General features: G+C 56.9%; 13 protein-coding genes. 5 read left to right on the forward strand and 8 right to left on the reverse strand.

Features of this window, described 5'->3' with window-relative positions; translation table 11 throughout:
- Window position 1: 1 nt before the first annotated feature.
- From CR155_RS06645 to CR155_RS06655, 3 genes are all read right to left on the reverse strand, one after another.
- Complete coding sequence (locus CR155_RS06645; protein ID WP_102069221.1) at window positions 2-1,165, reverse strand: ABC transporter substrate-binding protein; 1,164 nt, start codon at window positions 1,163-1,165, stop codon at window positions 2-4.
- An 82-nt stretch (window positions 1,166-1,247) separates the two neighbouring features.
- Window positions 1,248-2,822 carry a class I adenylate-forming enzyme family protein gene (locus tag CR155_RS06650; RefSeq protein ID WP_102069222.1) on the reverse strand — a complete coding sequence of 525 codons (1,575 nt, stop codon included), beginning with the start codon at window positions 2,820-2,822 and terminating at the stop codon, window positions 1,248-1,250.
- The gene (locus CR155_RS06655; protein WP_102069223.1) at window positions 2,819-3,625 is read right to left on the reverse strand and encodes an IclR family transcriptional regulator; all 807 of its coding nucleotides are present in this window, start codon (window positions 3,623-3,625) and stop codon (window positions 2,819-2,821) included. Before CR155_RS06655 ends, CR155_RS06650 begins: the two co-directional genes overlap by 4 nt.
- A 335-nt stretch (window positions 3,626-3,960) precedes the next feature.
- On the opposite strand from CR155_RS06655, the gene CR155_RS06660 reads away from it, so the two are divergent.
- The gene (locus tag CR155_RS06660; RefSeq protein WP_102069224.1) at window positions 3,961-7,257 is read left to right on the forward strand and encodes an EAL domain-containing protein; all 3,297 of its coding nucleotides are present in this window, start codon (window positions 3,961-3,963) and stop codon (window positions 7,255-7,257) included.
- Here CR155_RS06660 and CR155_RS06665 read toward each other — a convergent pair.
- Genes CR155_RS06665 through apaG form a run of 4 tightly spaced genes read right to left on the reverse strand, consistent with a single transcriptional unit; the run spans window position 7,254 to window position 10,911 of the window.
- Window positions 7,254-8,027: a DsbC family protein gene (locus CR155_RS06665; RefSeq protein ID WP_102069225.1), complete on the reverse strand. Its 774-nt coding sequence runs from the start codon at window positions 8,025-8,027 to the stop codon at window positions 7,254-7,256. The two genes, CR155_RS06660 and CR155_RS06665, sit on opposite strands and share 4 nt — an antisense overlap.
- A gap of 39 nt (window positions 8,028-8,066) precedes the next feature.
- Complete coding sequence (locus tag CR155_RS06670) at window positions 8,067-9,239, reverse strand: FAD-dependent monooxygenase (protein WP_102069226.1); 1,173 nt, start codon at window positions 9,237-9,239, stop codon at window positions 8,067-8,069.
- On the reverse strand, window positions 9,236-10,519 hold the full coding sequence (gene mltA, locus CR155_RS06675; protein WP_102069227.1) for a murein transglycosylase A: 1,284 nt from the start codon (window positions 10,517-10,519) through the stop codon (window positions 9,236-9,238). The genes CR155_RS06670 and mltA overlap by 4 nt, the downstream gene beginning before the upstream one ends.
- Before the next feature lie 17 nt (window positions 10,520-10,536).
- Window positions 10,537-10,911 (reverse strand): Co2+/Mg2+ efflux facilitator ApaG/CorD, encoded by a 375-nt coding sequence (gene apaG / locus CR155_RS06680; protein WP_102069228.1) that lies wholly within the window; start codon window positions 10,909-10,911, stop codon window positions 10,537-10,539.
- A 112-nt stretch (window positions 10,912-11,023) separates the two neighbouring features.
- Here apaG and rpe point away from each other — a divergent pair, with 112 nt between their 5' ends.
- A complete protein-coding gene (rpe, locus tag CR155_RS06685) occupies window positions 11,024-11,725 on the forward strand; it encodes a ribulose-phosphate 3-epimerase (protein ID WP_102069229.1) in 702 nt (233 codons plus the stop codon).
- Here the strand turns inward: rpe and CR155_RS06690 are convergent.
- Window positions 11,722-13,548: a GGDEF domain-containing protein gene (locus CR155_RS06690; protein ID WP_233213981.1), complete on the reverse strand. Its 1,827-nt coding sequence runs from the start codon at window positions 13,546-13,548 to the stop codon at window positions 11,722-11,724. The genes rpe and CR155_RS06690 overlap by 4 nt on opposite strands.
- 139 nt (window positions 13,549-13,687) lie before the next feature.
- Between CR155_RS06690 and CR155_RS06695 the strand changes: the two genes are divergently transcribed.
- The 3 genes from CR155_RS06695 to CR155_RS06705 all read left to right on the forward strand — a co-directional run bounded on the left by CR155_RS06695 (window position 13,688) and on the right by CR155_RS06705 (window position 16,698).
- Complete coding sequence (locus tag CR155_RS06695) at window positions 13,688-14,377, forward strand: phosphoglycolate phosphatase (protein WP_102069230.1); 690 nt, start codon at window positions 13,688-13,690, stop codon at window positions 14,375-14,377.
- 209 nt (window positions 14,378-14,586) lie between these two features.
- The gene (gene trpE, locus CR155_RS06700) at window positions 14,587-16,107 is read left to right on the forward strand and encodes an anthranilate synthase component I (RefSeq protein WP_102069231.1); all 1,521 of its coding nucleotides are present in this window, start codon (window positions 14,587-14,589) and stop codon (window positions 16,105-16,107) included.
- Window positions 16,108-16,134: 27 nt separating this feature from the next.
- Window positions 16,135-16,698 carry an anthranilate synthase component II gene (locus tag CR155_RS06705; protein WP_102069232.1) on the forward strand — a complete coding sequence of 188 codons (564 nt, stop codon included), beginning with the start codon at window positions 16,135-16,137 and terminating at the stop codon, window positions 16,696-16,698.
- The last annotated feature ends 5 nt before the right edge of the window (window positions 16,699-16,703 follow it).

Consider the following 16,703-nt stretch of genomic DNA (forward strand, 5'->3'; position numbering starts at 1 on the left):
GCTACCACGGCACGCCCGGGAATTTCATTTCTGCCGTTGCGCCATCGGCGGGCCACACAATATCGATCCGTGCGCCCTGATGCTGGCCCATGTGATGAACAAAGTTAAGGTTATCGCCATCGGTGAACTGCACGCGGCCTATCAGGGTATTGCGGTCGGTTGCAGCCAATTCCTGGGCGATGCCGCCATTCTTGATGGTGCCTTTGTCCGCCGCCCTGGCAATCGCCTCGAACAATATCATGGACTGTACGTACCCGAACTGCCCCAGATAATCCGGCTCTTTGTTGTAGAGCTTCTTGTAGGCCTCGGCAAACAATTTTCCTTCTTCTGTCTTGAACGTGGTCGGATACGGCAACAGGGCCGTGCCGTACACGTTGGACATCAAGTCGGGAAAGTCTGCCGCCATTTTTGGCGTGGCAAGTGACCACACCCCTATCATCGCCTTCACGTCGGGCTTTAAAACTTTGGCGGCGCGCAAAATGCCGACATAATCGTTCTCGTAACCCACCATCAATATGGTTTCAGACTTATCGCGCAGCCGGACCTTGTTCACGATAGGCTTGAAGTCGGAGATACCAGGGTCGAAAGGGTGCATGGCGACTTCCAAGCCCTTACCGGCCAAGTCCTGCTGCACATCTTTGGCCAGATGCGCGGTCGCCTCTTTGGTCGAATAGATGATCGATGCAGACTTCACCTTCATGTCGCCCAGTATCCCGACCATGGCCTTCTGGTAGCCAGACGTATTGTTGATGCGGAAGAACGTCTTATAGCCGCGTTGGGTCAAGCTGTTATCGACGCCGCCCGAAGTAATGTAGGGCAAGCCAAGCTTATTGGCGGCATCGGAAGCCGGCCCGATATTATTGGAACCATAGCCGCCCGTGAATGCGACTACCCCCTGGGATGCCAGTTTCTCGACCGCCGCGATGGCCTTGGCCGGAGAGGACTCGTCGTCCTGGGTCAACACCTTGATGGTGTGCTTGCCGTTAGTCTTGTTAAAAACTTCGACGGCCACCGAAATGCCCTCATGCATGCCCGTGCCGACGCGGGCCAAGGGACCGGTCAAGGGCTCTTCCTCGCCAACCAGGAACTCTTCGGCCCACGCGTTGCTGCCATGCACGGACAGTGCCAGGGCGAGCAGCCCGATACCTTTATATAGTGTTCTCATTGTCTCTTTCCTCTTAGGGATGTTATGGGCCCCCGGGTGGAGCCGCTTTACTTGGTTCATCAACACCTGATGCGCCACTGCGCTATATCGAGCTTTCCGGCGCATCGTGTAACCGTTGCGCCAACTGCTTTAGTTCTCCCTTCAAAATCTTGCCGGTCGCCGCCGCCGGCATGGCGTCCATCACGATGATCTGTGCGGGTCGCTTGTAAGCCGCCAGGATCGGCTCAAGGTAAGCCATCAAATCGGCAGGGCCGATATGGTGGTGGGCCGGGTCGAGCTCCACGAATGCTACGACCTCCTCGTTGCCACCAGGCAGGAAACGCCCCACCACCGCAGACTGCACGACTGCCGGGTGCGAATTCAAGGCGGATTCCACTTCAACTGGATAGACATTGAATCCCGAACGTATGATCAATTCCTTCGTGCGCCCCACAATGAACAGTGCGCCATCTGGACTGCATCGCGCAATATCACCGGTGTTGAGCCATCCGTCTGGATTTATGGTGGCAGCCGTCAGTTCAGGGTCCCGGTAATAGCCCTTCATGACGTTGGGGCCGCGCACCCAAAGCTCACCGGCCTCGCCCGCCGCAAGATCCACACCCGTGACATCGACGATCCGGATGTCGACGCCGGGGATCACCGAGCCGACCGAGGTATCGCGACGCGGCGCGTCAACGCGGGTCTGACTGATCGTCGGCGAACTTTCCGTCATTCCGTAACCGTTATGCAGAGGCAGCTTGAACAAGCGTTCGACATTGTCCTTGAGCGTGGCGTCCAATGGAGACCCGCCGGCATAAATGAAACGCAATGCGGATGTAGACGGATCCCAGCCGGCGCGGTCATGCTCGAGCAGCCGTGCATACATGGCCGGAACGCCTTGTAATATGGTGAGGCTATCGTTGCGCACGGAAGCAATCAATGCAGCCGGCGAATAACGCGCAGCCAGATAAAGCGACGCCCCGGCGTACAAGGTGCCCAATGCGACGGAAGCCAACCCAAATACATGGGTGATCGGCAGTACGCCGTAAGCGCGGTCAGTATTGATCAGACCGCGCACATGGCCGGATACGGCGGCAATGAAAAGCAGATTCCGGTGCGTCAGCATCACTCCTTTGGGTTGGCCCGTCGTTCCCGTTGTGTAGAGAAGCACTGCAACTTGTTTCGACCCTTCGGCATCGACGGGTTCGGGTTCGCAGGCGGGGTTGATCGGCCCGATGGCGATGTCGCCAATATCGCCCAGCGATACCTTGCTGGCACCACCGCGTTGCGCGTGTGCGTAGGCTTCGGCCGACGAGCCATGGGTGTACACCACCCGCCTCGCTCCACAGTGCTTGCCTATGGCGTCGATCTCGGAAAGCGACAAGCGGGCATTGACATTTACCGCCCAAGTATCCATGCGCGCCGCTGCAAAGACCAGTACCAGCTGAGCCATGCAGTTCTCGGCCACAATCATCAGTCTGTCGCCGGGCCTGACGCCTAGGTCGACGAGAAGCACAACCGCCTCGTCAACGGCCTCATTCAATCGGCGATAGCTGATCTGCCGCCCGTTTTCCGACAACGCGACGGCGTCGGGCGTGCGCCCTGCCCAATAACTAGGGATATCGCTTAATCGCCGCGGCAAAGCAGATATCAATGCCTCTACATCTATTGTTGTCATCCTGGTCGCCCCATGGTCTTTTCGACATTGCGCACGAGGGCGAGCAAGCGCGGCCCGAGATCTGTCTGCAGCTTGTCATGCGCTAATAGATAAGCCGGACCGCCACAATTGAAGGCCATCTGCTTTTCGCCGCCCACGCCTAACAAGGGCACGCCGACAGCCCGGATCTCCGGCTGCCACTCGCCCATTGCCACACAGAAACCATGCTGTTCATAATGCTCGAACGCCCTTTCAATATCTGACTTGATACGCGGCCAACTCTCTTTGTCGGCCCGGCGTATCTGATCAAGCATTTCGTCGCGTTCATCCTGCGGCATGCCGCAGAGCAAAGCCTTGCCCATGGAGGTGGTGGCAATGGGGATGCGCGAACCGACATCCAGGCGCAGCGTTACACGTGCACTGCTTCGGCATGTTTCGACGTAGATCATGCCAAGACGGTCACGTACGCCGATAGCGACTGACACACGGGAGTATTCCGCCAATTCCTGCATGGCCGGCCGCGCAACATTGCGCACATCCAGGTTGGCCAGCATGGAATATCCCAGTCCCAGCACGCCAGAAGCAAGCAGATACTTGCCCATACTTTCAGAATATTCAAGGTAACCCAGCTTCTTAAGGGTGTAGGTGAGCCGCGACACCGTCGGTTTGGGGAGTCCGGTTTCGCGCGCCAGATCGGCGTTGGTCAGATACGCCTTGCCCGGCTGAAAGCAACGCAAAAGCTCCAGCCCGCGCGCCAACGCATTGACGAACTGGCGATCAATGTCCGTTTCTGCGCCGTTTGTCGCATGTTTATCCTCACCCATTCCTGTCTCCCGGCCCGGGCATATCGTCGCAACGACGGCTGTAGTCCAAAGGCGATGTCATTCTGTCACGGACGAAATCCGGCGGTCAATTTTTTCGAAACAATCGTTCGCTGTGCGAAATAATGGGCAGTGGCACGCAGCTGCCACTGCTTATCGGGCCGCCATCGTCGTAACCGGACTGGCTTTTTTCAAGAAAGGAAACTCGTTCCGTACACTTTAAACATAATTTGATATATATTTCACCAACTGTTTCAAGGACTTTCCATGACAAATTTGCATAGAAGCTGGACCGCGCACCAATCCTTCGTTCCGGATCAGTTGCCTTAAGGAAGACCATGCGGCTACGGCTTTCGTCGGTCAGTCTTCGTATCCGGCTGTTGGTGCTGATCCTGGTGGCATTGCTTCCATCAGCCACCATGTTGATTCATGAATACGTCGAGGATTACACGCAAGCGCACCAGAGGCTGGAGCGTGAGGCAGAATATGTCGCCCAGCAAGTCGTTACCTTTTCCAAAGAAGCCTTTCCCCGACCGGATCGGTACTTGGCCAACCTGGCCTCCATGCACGAACTCCAACGTCAGGGACCGGCGTGCGATCAATTCCTTGCCTCAACCCTGAAAAGCTCTTACTCGCTCGATAACGTGCTGGTGATCCAGCCCGACGGAATGGTTGCGTGCTCTGGCGTACCGCTAAAAGGCACTATGGATCTGTCTGCACGTTCCTATTTCAAGCGCGCGATGGATAGTAAGGTCTTCGCTATCGGGGATTTGCAACATAGCCGAACAGGAACTCAGCCGCTGGTTGTATTCGCCTACCCCATTCTTGATGACAAAGGAAACGTGACCCGTGTCCTGGCGCTTGCGGCTGACCTATCCTGGCTTGATGACTCGCTGAAGCGGGCATTGAACAGCTCCAGCCGCTTCAAGGACGTCGTTGCCGGCGTCGTGGACTCCAATGGTTCCCTTATGGCGGCGGCACCACATATGCAATACGTGGGCCAAACCATTGCTAATTGGGCGCCAACGATCCTGCGCTTGGGTAGCTCGCAGGGCCTAACAAAAAACGAGATGTGGCTTGACAAGGTACGTCGGACGACTGCCTACGTGCCTTTGTACGAATCCCAGACTTCCACCTTGTATTTAAAGGTTGGTCTGCCGCTGGACGGCCCGCTGGCCGAAGTACGAGCCAGCAGCCTGCGTAATTTTGCTCTGGTGGGGTTAGGATCTTTGCTGGCGCTTCTGGCCGCGTGGTCACTCAGTAACTGGCTGGTGTTGAAACCCTTGGGAATCCTTAACCGTACGGCGGCGAAATTGGGCGAAGGCGTGATGAGTGCTCGTACGGGGCTGGGCAGTGCCGGCGGGGAAATCGGTGCATTGGCCCATCGATTCGATACCATGGCAGAACAGCTGCAGCACCAGCACGATGCCTTACGCCGGACCTCAAGGGTACAGGCCGTCCGCAGCGCCACCAACAGCGCGATGTTGCGCGCGCATAGCGAGCAAGACCTCCTGAGCGACATATGTCATGTCGTTCATAAGATCGGCGGCTACGAGCTGGCATGGGTGGGCTATGTGCCGGAAAACCCATCGGACACCCTGACTGCCCAGGCCTGCCGCGGTGTCAGCGACGAACTGATGGCTGGCTTCTGTACAACCCCGTGGAATGTCAAATCGTCCGACCCGGGCCCGGTCACACTTGCAATACGTAGCGGCACGGTGCACGTCATCCAGAATCTTCACACGACTGGACCATGCGGCTTATGGAGAGCGCAAACCTTGGCCCAGGGCTATGCCTCTTCCATAGGGCTACCCATATGGGTGGAAAATCGGGTGATCGGCGCCTTGGGTATCTTCTCCAGCGATCCCCGAGCGTTTGGACCGGACGAGATCGAGTTATTGACCGCTACCGCGAATGACGTATCGTTCGGAATATCGGCATTGCGCAATACCAATGAAGTGCGCCGAAGCCAGGAGTTTCTGGAACTGATCGTCAACAACATGCCAAGCATGGTCTACGTAAAAGACGCGGTCGACCTGCACTTCGTTAGCATGAATCCCGCAGGCGTAGCCCTTACCGGCTTTCGCGAACAAGAGTTTATCGGTAAGTCGGACTATGATTTCTTTCCAAAGTCGGAAGCCGATATTTTTACCGCTAAAGACCGCGAGACCCTGGCGGGCACTAGTCGTATTACTGTAGCAGACGAGCGTATTACGACTCGGTCCGGCGAAATAAGGACACTACAGACTCGGAAGTTGCCACTCTTGGATAGAGATGGTCGACCAAAGTACCTGTTGGGCATTTCCGAAGACATTACGGAGCAAAAGAAGAACAACGAGCAGCTCGTTTACCTGGCCACCCACGATTTGCTTACCGGCCTGCCTAAACGCGTGCACCTGATGGAATGGTTGGAGCAAAGCCTGAAGCGGGCAAAGCTTGAAGGACGCACTCTGGCCCTGCTATACCTGGACCTCGATGGCTTCAAGGACATCAACGACAGCTTCGGTCACTTTACCGGGGATGAAACACTGAAATCCGTAGGACGCTTGCTGTTGGAAAAAATGCCCGACGCCGGAATAATAGCGCGGATTGCAGGCGACGAATTCGTCATCGTGTTGGAACACACAAAGTCGACGTCGCAAACGATCGCGGCGGCGAAGAGACTGGGGAAACATTTTGAGGCACCCGTCATCGTTGCCGGCCAGGAGATCTTTCTGACGCCGGGAATCGGCATCAGCGTTTATCCCGGCGATGCCGATACGCCTGAGGGACTGTTGCGAGCAGCTGACTTTGCGATGTATCAGGCCAAGTCCGGAGGAGGCGGGAACTATGCCTTTTACTCGCCGGACATGGAAAAAAGGACGAGCGCCCGGCTCGAAATGCGCAATCTTCTACGCCATGCCATCGAAAGGGACGAACTGGTTCTCCACTACCAGCCAAAAGTATCGATAGAGACCGGAAAAATTATTGGAGCCGAAGCGCTGTTGCGCTGGAATAGCCAGGAGCGCGGCGCGGTGCCACCGGCTCAGTTCATACCTCTTGCAGAGGAAAGCGGACTCATCGTGCCGATAGGAGAATGGGTATTGCGCAATGCCTGCGAGCAGGCCGCAAAGTGGCAAGAACTGGGATTTCCATTAGTCATCGCCGTCAACCTTTCGCCACGTCAGTTCCGGCAGGCCGATCTGCTCGAACGCATAACATCAATACTCGAAGAGACCGGCCTGCCGCCGGAATCCCTGGAGCTGGAGGTGACCGAATCCGCCATCATGGACAATGCGGCGAGCGCAATCCGCTTGCTCACCAGCATTCATGACATGGGCGTCCATCTTTCAATCGATGATTTTGGCACCGGTTATTCGAGCCTGGCCTATCTGAAGCAATTGCCAGTGAGCAAACTGAAGATCGATCAATCATTCGTCAAGGGACTCACCATCGAAGCCGACGACGCCGCCATTGTGACGGCGGTCATTGCCATGGCGAAGTCCTTGCATCTGGGCGTCACGGCCGAAGGTGTTGAGACGGCGGAGCAGCTTGACGCTCTGGTCAAATTGGGCTGCGATAACTATCAGGGTTTTTGGTTCAGCAGGCCAATTCCAGCAGATGCTTTCGTTGACCTGCTTGGAACAGCACATTAATTCTGGGCGTCGAGCTTTTTCTGTATGTCATCCAGAGGCATAGCGCCGTTCACGCGGCTGCCATCGGCAAATATGATAGCCGGCGTGCCTTGCACCATCAGTTTCTTGCCCAGTGCCAACACGGTATCCACGGGTGTCGCACAATTGGCGTCCGGAGGCGTTTTACCGTCCAGCATCCACGCACGCCAAGTAGCCGCCTGGTCAGGGGCGCACCAGATGTTGCGTGCCTTGACTTCCGAGTCGGGCGACAGGATGGGAAACAGGAAGGTGTAGATCGTGGTGTTGTCGACGTCTTTCAATGTTTGGTGCAGGCGTTTGCAATAACCGCAATTTGGATCTTCAAAAATGGCCATCTTGCGGGCGCCGTTGCCCTTCACTTGCTTGATGGCAAGTTCCAACGGCAAGGCATCGAAAGATACCTGAGATAATTTTTCAAGCCGCTGGGCAGTGAGGTCTTTGCGTGTTTTGGCATCGACCAGTGACCCTTGCAATATATAGTCGACGTTCACGTCCGTATATAACAGATCCATGCCGATCCGCACTTCGAAGAGGCCCGGAAACGGTGTAGAGTTCACTTCCGCAATTTCAATACCCGGGAAGCGCTCGGCAAAGCCCTTGCGTATGCTCTCGGTTGAAAGCACTGTTGCCTCGCTAGAACTGCTGCCCGATTGCGTTGACAAGACGTTGGCTTGCGCCATCACCGGACCGCCAAGAAAGGGCATGCTGGCAAGCAACGCGGCGCCAAGCAAGCCTGTAAAATTGAAACGCATAGATACTCCTGATAATGACTTTAGTGGCTCGAAAGCCATTTATTTTCCGGACGCGCCGCCGATTAGCATACGCTTCATGAACGGTAGGCGGTCGACAAACCGCATGCCTGCATTGCGCCCCCAGACTACGGGCGCGGCTTGTGACGCAAACAAACCATGCAAGCCGTGCGTGGCGATACGCATGGCCATGATAGGTTCGGCTCGGGCACGCCTGTAACGACTCAGCACACGAAGATCACCGATTGAGCGAAACGCCTCTTTGTCGCGCACTGCTTGTATTAGTCCGTCCACGTCCGCCAACCCCAGGTTAAGCCCCTGCCCAGCCAGCGGGTGGACCCGATGGGCCGCGTCGCTGACCAACGCCACGCCGGGAGCGACCATACCGCTATGCTCGAGAAACAAGGGGAATCCGGACAAGGTGCTGCGCACCTTGAGGACACCCAGGCGTCCTCCCGTGGCGGCCGCCAACCGCGTTTCAAGCACGATGTTGCGCTGCAGCTCGGGCATCGCCATTAGCTCCCTGGCGTCATCTTGCGGCATGGACCATACCATCGATACTTGATGCCCCTGGCTCGTATCCGGTAAAGGCAACAGCGCCAGGACCGAATCACCTGTAAACCACTGCAGTGCTATATGTTGATGCGGCAGCTCTGCGGTAAGGTGAACCACAAGACCAATGTCGCCATACGGTCTGGATTCATGATGAATACCCGCGGCCGTACGCACCGGCGACTTGGCGCCGTCGGCACCGACAAGCAAGTCGGCTTTCAGCGAACGCCCTGTATCAGTGAATATTGTCCGGGACTCCATGCGCTGGAACTTCTCCGGGTGCCAGCTGATGCCGAACACTTGCACGGCCTGCTGGAGGGCGCGCTCCATTTCGCTGGCTTCGACGATCCAGGCCAGTGTGGTTTGAGCCGCCTGCCATGCATGCAGATGCAAAGCGCCCCCGCCGTCACCGTAAACCTCCATGGTCTCGACCGGCGTCAGTCGGCGGCTGTCCATCATGGTCCATACGCCCAGCCGGTCCAGGAAGCTTTGACTGGCGGCTGAAATTGCATACACCCGGGGACAATAGGTTTCAGAAGATACGGGTGCTGGCACCACTTGCGGACCAATCAGGGAAACATCAAGTCCCGCCCTCGTAAGCCCCAGCGTCGCGGCCAGGCCAGCGATTCCGCTGCCACATACCAAAACAGATTCTTTACTCATCGCGCGGAAGGTGCTCCTGCCTGTTTCGGCCATAACACCCACATGTCGCCACGTTGCTTCATGCGGCCCGCCATGGCGCCCGCCTCGTCTCCAGTTCCCCAATAAAAGTCTGTGCGCGCAGCGCCCTTGATGGCGGCCCCGGTATCCTGAGCAAAAACAAGACGCTCTAAAGGTTTGGTCGAAGCCGGATAGTCGGTAGCCAGGTACAGGGGTGAGCCCAGGGGGACGAAGGCCGTGTCTATCGCGACGGATCGTTGGCCTATCAATGGTATGCCGTAGGCTCCTTTGGGTCCCAATTCCGGGTCGGTGATTGTTTCTTCGTTGAAGAACACCATGGCCGGATTGGCATTCAACATTTCCTGGACGCGTGCGGGATTGCGCCGCGCCCACGCCTTGATATTTTGCATGGACGTCTGAGCCAATGGCAACTCGCCTTTACTTGCCAGCCACTGTCCAATGGATGCATATGGGCGTCCATTGTGATCGGCATAGGCGAGGCGTATTGTTTCGCCGTTATCCAGCATGGCCCTACCAGAACCCTGTATCTGCAGGAAGAACGCCTCGACCGGATCGTTGACCCACACGATGGCTGGTGGCTGCCTGGCAGTCGATGCGGCGATCTCAGCTCGCGTATCGTACGGTACCACCCGCTTGCCAACCAGCTTGCCCCGTACCCGTTTGCCCGCAAGCTCGGGATAAACCGTACCCAGGTCGATGGTAAGCAGGTCTTCGGGTGGAGCATACAGCGGCCATTGATATTCGCCGTGGCGCTTGCGCGACGCGCGAATCAAAGGCTCGTAGTAGCCAGTGACGGTGTTCTGAGCGGCCTTGCCGGACGCATCCAGCACCCGCCATGGCTGCAGATGGGTCTGCAGAAATTGGCGGACGGACGCCGGCGACGCGGTGTCGGCAGTCATGCCGCCCTGGGCCGCCGCCTGGCATACGGGTTGCCATGCACGAGGAGTGGCGCGCGCCTGCATGGCCAGGGAACCGGAAATGGGTCGCATCAGGCCCTTGCAATTATTGATGAAGCCTTTCCAGACCTGACGCAAATCGTCCCTCTGCCAGCCGGGCAATGCGGTCCATGCGGCTTGCTGAAATTTTCCTGCCAAGACACGAGGCGCAGTGTCCCGCATGTTGGTCAGCGGTGGCACCACCAACGGCTGGTCAGCAATATTCTGCGCAGAGGCCGCGACGTCATCGGGAAGAGTACTGGGTGGAATAGTGCCGCAAGCCGCGAGGAGCGCCAACAGCATCGAGGAAAGCAGGATTCTTTTCATAAATGGCCAGGCTAGGGTTAATGCAGGGTACGCGGCACTGCCAGAACAAACTCTTGGATGGGCACTTCGAACGGGATGCCATTTTCGCCCACGCAATGATACGTACCGCGCATGGTTCCGACCGGCGTAGGCAAGGGACAGCCGCTGGTGTATTCAAACGTTTCGCCCGGATTCAACAAGGGCTGTTGGCCCACGATTCCTAACCCCCGCACTTCCTGCGTATGTTGTTGGCCATCGGTGATGATCCAATGCCGGCTTATTACCTGAGCGGCATGCTCGCCTTTGTTGGTAATGCGCACGGTGTAGGCAAACACAAACTGCTCTTCGCTGGGCTCGGACTGGTCGGGAAGGTATTGGGGCGTCACGGTTACAGCAATGTCGTAAGGTTTCATGTCAGATTCCTGATTAAATGGTAGCCGCGATATTTAAAAGGAGAGTTGGCACTAACCTGTAATAATGGCATATTCGTTATTTTGATGCTTCCTTGACAACCGGTGACCTCCAATGCCATTTGCTCAACCTACCCGTATTGCCCCCAGCCTGTTGGCAGCAGATTTCGCCCGCCTGGGCGAAGAAGTAAAAAACGTCGTCGCTGGCGGTGCCGATTGGATCCATTTCGACGTCATGGATAATCATTTCGTACCGAATCTGACCATGGGACCAATGGTGTGCGAAGCTCTGCGCCCCCACACCGATGCGCCCATCGACGTACACCTGATGGTCGAACCCGTCGACGCCATTATCCCGCAATTCGCCAAGGCAGGCGCCAATATTATTACTTTTCACCCGGAAGCATCACGCCATCCCGACCGGACCTTGGCGCTGATCCGCGAACATGGCTGCAAGGCGGGCCTGGTATTCAATCCCGCCACACCGCTGGACTGGATGGATCATGTCATGGACAAGCTCGACGTGGTGCTGCTGATGTCGGTCAATCCCGGTTTCGGCGGCCAGGCCTTCATACCGGAAACGTTGCGCAAGCTTGCGCTGGCCCGGGGCAGGATCGACGCCTGGAGGAATTCCGGAGGACAAGGTATTGCACTTGAGGTCGACGGGGGCGTAAAGGTCGACAACATCGGAGCCATACGGGCCGCCGGCGCCGACACATTCGTGGCAGGATCGGCCATTTTTGGTAAACCTGATTACAAAGCGGTCATCGATGCCTTGCGCGCGGAAATCGTCAAAGCCGAATCAATTTCGGCTTAAGACTGCGATCGCCGTTCCACAAATAGCGAATTGCCCGGAATTTTCTTCGCTTCAGTTTTAACGGAGGCCGCCAATTCAGCGATCTGATGGCCTGAATAAGGCATATCGACGTCAACCTCCACGACCCCCAGCGAAATGCTGATAAGGCCATGAAAGACTTCGCTGCCTTGCCGATTCTCGGCAAAATAGCCACCCTGCGCCAGATGGGCTGACTTGTACAACGAGGCGGTTGCCGCAAAGAAACGGTCCAGAATGTTCTCGCAGCGCGCGCGCCAGTCGGGGCTCCTGAATATGACGATGAAATCGTCGCCACCGATATGCCCCACAAAATCGGCAGCAGGATCAATATATTCGCGCAACAGGTTTGCCGTTATCTGTATGACTTCATCGCCCTTGCGGTAACTGTATAGGTCGTTGAATGCCTTGAAGTGATCCAGATCGCAGTAACAGACGGCGAACGGATCGCCATTCTGCAATAACTCCTCAATATGCTCGTTGATCGGCACATTGCCCGGAAGCTGAGTCAATGGGTTCGCGTATCGGGCAGCGTGGATCTGCATCTGCGTGATTTCGCGTATCAAATCGAAGCCAGTACCCACCCCTAGAAACTTCTCGTGCTCGGTAATGATGAAGCCGTCTGCCAGGTGGTGCGGATTCTCTTCGGTAAACAGGTAGCCCAAGTCTTGCAGACTGGTACGGTGATCGACAATCAGGGGGAGATTTTCGATGAAATGGCTGCAAGGCTTATTCCCATATACTTCCCGGTGATATGGACGGGCCAGTCGATCCAGCAGCCGCAGCCTGTGTATCAAGCCTACCGGCAAGCCGTCGTGCAGCACAGCCACCACCTGCAGTTCAGGCTGCTTTTTAAAAATATCGTAAACATCATTGGTCAGCGCCGAGTCCGTAACGGCTGGCACTGCGCGAAGAATCTTCCGGGCAGTCGCCACGCTTTTGTAGGCGTCGTTCATGAGCGGCCGCTTGCCAATGGGCGTTCGCGTCAACTGGCTCAACGTTGCGGCAGGCAAAACGGTCACCGGTTCCGATGACGGCCGCGCGAGTAAATAACCTTGGCCATATCGAATACCCAGCCGTTGCACCGCATCGAGCTCGGCTTCTGTTTCAATGCCTTCCGCAATGACTTCCGACCTGGATTGCTGTGCCATCTCGGCAATGGACCTTACGAACTGGCGCTTGACGGCATCACTGTCGATTCCCTGTACAAAGTACTTGTCTATCTTGACATACTCCGGGCGAAGTTCCGACCACAGCCGCAAACTCGAAAAACCTTCGCCAAGATCATCGATGGCGATCTGCAGACCCGATCCCCGGTACTCCTGAACAGCCTGGCGCAAAAGCGAGTAGTTCGACGTAGCTTCCGATTCGGTCAGCTCAATCACAATGTTGCCGGGCAGCATACCGGCCCCTTGCATGTGCGCCAAGCAATCCTGCAACTCAAAAGCGGGCATGAGCAGCGCATCAGGACTCATGTTGAGGAATAATTTTCCCGCCAGACCCAAGGTCTGGAACTTTTCGACGTGTATGCATCGACACATGCGTTCGAGTTCTATGGTGTGTCCGTGCTGCCGGGCAAGACCGAAGAGTCTGGTCGGCGCATGCAGTGGCGAGTCAGAGGGCCCGCGAATAAGACCTTCGTAACCAATAATATGACCGGACTGCAGGTCGACGATGGGCTGGTATAACGGCGTCAGCGCCCTGTCGGTCAATACCTTGTGAAAACTTGCCAGCATTTGCGCGCTCTCGAGCTGTGTCCCGCGGGGCGAGTTTTCCACACACTCAGTAAGTGTTTCCATCATCTGCATTCGGTCTGCCTGTGCCTAGACCCTAATACGGTCTTTCCGACCCGGATCGGGATCAGCAGGCACGTTACCAGGAAATCATGACAGGAAAATGTCCGTGGACATCTTACAATATACCTCTGCTCAACCACAGGGAAGCCCCATGTCATTTTCCGCCGTACTCCTGGACCTCGATGGCACCTTGATCGATACCATACCTGACCTGGCCAATGCAGCAAACGCCATGCGGCTTGAAATGGACCTGGCACCCCTGTCCCAGGACGTCATCGCACGCTATGTAGGCAAAGGGACCGAAAACCTGGTGTTGCGCACGCTGTCGAACAATCCGAAAGGTTCGGTGCCCGCCGCGGACGAGGTCAAGCATGGGCTCGAAATCTTCGGCCGTCACTATCATGCGGTGAACGGCGACGAGGCGGTGGTGTATCCGGGCGTCGTCTCGGGCCTGGAAGCGTTCAGAACAGCGGGGGTGAAAATGGCCGTGGTCACCAACAAGCCCACGGAGTTCACATTGCCACTGCTTGAACGTGCCGGCCTTGCCCATTTTTTTGAACATGTGGTGTGCGGCGACACCTGCACCCGCAAGAAACCCGATCCCATGCCTCTGCTGCACGCCTGCGAGCTGCTGCAGGCAGACCCCCAAGATGCACTGGCCATCGGCGACTCGATCAACGATGCGCTGGCGGCCCGCGCTGCCGGCATGACCGTCCTTGCAGTCCCCTACGGCTACAACGAAGGAATGGACGTGCGAACTCTGGAAGTAGATGATATAGTTATGTCCATCAGTGAGGCTGCCCAGTGGGCCTCTCGCCAACCCATCAACAACAATCCATGATCGCTACCGCCTATTTGTACATTACGCCTTGCGCCAACTGGCGCTGGTGGCGTTTGTGTTCAGGGTAGCGGTAATCCACTCCCGGCACCAAAGACCCCAGTCTTCCGCGTGTCGTCAGCATTACTAAAAGCAAAGCCCGGAACCGAATAATGGCCGGGCTTTCTTGATTTCTGTCCCGGCCTCTATGTAAACACTTCACAGAGACCACTATGACGGAAATAGAATTCAATGCACTCGCAGCGCAAGGCTACAACCGTATCCCCCTGATCGCGGAAACTTACGCCGACCTCGACACACCTCTGGCCATATACCTGAAACTGGCGCATAACGGTCCTGAAGGCGGGCGTAACAGCTGCCTGCTTGAATCGGTCGTCGGCGGCGAGCGCTTTGGCCGTTATTCGTTCATCGGCCTGCCCGCCAAGACCATCATCCGTTCCAGTGGATCCACCACCGAAATCGTGCACTTGGGCAAAGTGGTCGAAACACATGAAGGCGACCCATTAAGCTTTATCGAGTCCTACCAGCAACGTTTCAAGGTCGCGATACGGCCAGGCATGCCACGCTTTGCGGGCGGTTTTGCCGGCTATTTCGGCTATGACACCGTACGCAACATCGAGCCACGGCTCGGGCCCGCGGTCAAGCCTTTCCCAGCCGGACAGGATGAAGGCACGCCCGACATCATGCTTCTGCACATCGACGAGCTGGTCATTGTCGATAACCTGGCTGGCCGCACTTATCTGATCGTGTATGCCGACCCGGCACAGGCAGAAAGCTATGCCCTGGCCAAGCGCCGCTTGAAAGAGTTGCGTGAAAAGCTGCGCACGCCTGTGGTGATACCTTACGCGTATGCCAGCATGCAAACCACCAGCCGTCGCGATTTTGCGAAAGAAGACTATATCGCCGCGGTATTGAAAGCGAAGGAATACATCGCTGCCGGCGATTTGATGCAGGTCCAGATCGGCCAGGTTATCGCCAAGCCATTCCGCGACTCGCCGCTGTCCCTGTATCGGTCTCTGCGTTCGCTGAACCCGTCTCCCTATATGTACTTCTGGAATTTCGACGACTTCCAGGTGGTGGGCTCTTCGCCTGAAATCCTGGTTCGCCAGGAAATCGTGACCGAGGCAGAGAAAAAAAAGACCGTGGTCACGATACGTCCTCTGGCAGGTACCCGCCGGCGCGGCGCCACCCCCGAAGAAGACGCCCAACTGGCAGAAGAATTGATGGCCGACCCAAAAGAACGCGCCGAGCACGTCATGCTTATCGACCTGGCTCGCAACGACGTAGGACGGGTAGCCAAGACCGGCTCAGTCAAGGTGACCGACACAATGACCATCGAACGCTATTCTCATGTAATGCACCTGGTGTCGAACGTATGCGGCGAGCTGAACGATGGCATGAGCAATATGGACGTACTGCGCGCAGCTTTTCCGGCCGGCACGCTCACGGGCGCTCCCAAGGTGCGCGCCATGGAGATCATTGATGAGCTCGAGCCCGTGCGCCGCGGCATATACGGAGGCGCCGCCGGCTATCTGAGCTACGGGGGCGAAATGGATGTCGCCATTGCGATCCGCACCGGCATCATCAAGGACGGCATGCTTTACGTGCAGGCCGCTGCCGGCATCGTGGCCGATTCCGACCCCGAAAAGGAATGGCAGGAAACTGAAGCCAAGGCCCGTGCTGTCTTGCGGGCGGCCGAACAGGTCCAGTTCGGCCTCGACGAACCCATTTGACGCCCGGCCTTAGCCCAGGAGAAATACATGCTATTGATGCTCGATAACTACGATTCGTTTACCTATAACCTGGTCCAGTACTTTGGTGAATTGGGTGAAGACGTCCAGGTGCGTCGCAATGATCAGGTCAGCGTGGCCGATATCGCCGCCATGAAACCCGGCCGCATATGTGTGTCGCCCGGCCCATGCTCTCCGGCCGAGGCAGGCATTTCAGTCGAACTGATTCGGCACTTTGCGGGCAAGGTGCCGATCCTGGGGGTGTGCCTGGGCCACCAGGCTATCGGCGCGGCCTATGGCGGCGATATTATCCGGGCCCAGCAACTCATGCATGGCAAGGTTTCGGACATTACGCACACTGGCTCCGATGTTTTCACCGGCCTGCCGTCGCCCTTTGTCGTCACGCGCTACCACTCGCTGGCCGTTGATCGCAGCACGCTTCCCGACTGCCTCGAAGTAACGGCTGAAACGGCGGATGGCGAGATCATGGGTTTGCGCCACAAGACCTTGCCCGTATACGGGGTGCAGTTCCATCCCGAATCCGTGTTGAGCGAGCACGGCCATGCCCTGTTGAAAAATTTCCTGAATATCTAAAAGAG

This window comes from Pollutimonas nitritireducens (assembly GCF_002849615.1).
In the GTDB taxonomy this organism is placed as follows: Bacteria; Pseudomonadota; Gammaproteobacteria; order Burkholderiales; family Burkholderiaceae_B; genus Pollutimonas; species Pollutimonas nitritireducens.

Bases quoted from the DNA above. Each gene is read 5' to 3' on its own strand.
- CR155_RS06645 (WP_102069221.1), bottom strand. From the start codon at position 1,165: ATGAGAACACTATATAAAGGTATCGGGCTGCTCGCCCTGGCACTGTCC.
- CR155_RS06650 (WP_102069222.1), bottom strand. From the start codon at position 2,822: ATGACAACAATAGATGTAGAGGCATTGATATCTGCTTTGCCGCGGCGA.
- CR155_RS06655 (WP_102069223.1), bottom strand. From the start codon at position 3,625: ATGGGTGAGGATAAACATGCGACAAACGGCGCAGAAACGGACATTGAT.
- CR155_RS06660 (WP_102069224.1), top strand. From the start codon at position 3,961: ATGCGGCTACGGCTTTCGTCGGTCAGTCTTCGTATCCGGCTGTTGGTG.
- CR155_RS06665 (WP_102069225.1), bottom strand. From the start codon at position 8,027: ATGCGTTTCAATTTTACAGGCTTGCTTGGCGCCGCGTTGCTTGCCAGC.
- CR155_RS06670 (WP_102069226.1), bottom strand. From the start codon at position 9,239: ATGAGTAAAGAATCTGTTTTGGTATGTGGCAGCGGAATCGCTGGCCTG.
- mltA (WP_102069227.1), bottom strand. From the start codon at position 10,519: ATGAAAAGAATCCTGCTTTCCTCGATGCTGTTGGCGCTCCTCGCGGCT.
- apaG (WP_102069228.1), bottom strand. From the start codon at position 10,911: ATGAAACCTTACGACATTGCTGTAACCGTGACGCCCCAATACCTTCCC.
- rpe (WP_102069229.1), top strand. From the start codon at position 11,024: ATGCCATTTGCTCAACCTACCCGTATTGCCCCCAGCCTGTTGGCAGCA.
- CR155_RS06690 (WP_233213981.1), bottom strand. From the start codon at position 13,548: ATGCAGATGATGGAAACACTTACTGAGTGTGTGGAAAACTCGCCCCGC.
- CR155_RS06695 (WP_102069230.1), top strand. From the start codon at position 13,688: ATGTCATTTTCCGCCGTACTCCTGGACCTCGATGGCACCTTGATCGAT.
- trpE (WP_102069231.1), top strand. From the start codon at position 14,587: ATGACGGAAATAGAATTCAATGCACTCGCAGCGCAAGGCTACAACCGT.
- CR155_RS06705 (WP_102069232.1), top strand. From the start codon at position 16,135: ATGCTATTGATGCTCGATAACTACGATTCGTTTACCTATAACCTGGTC.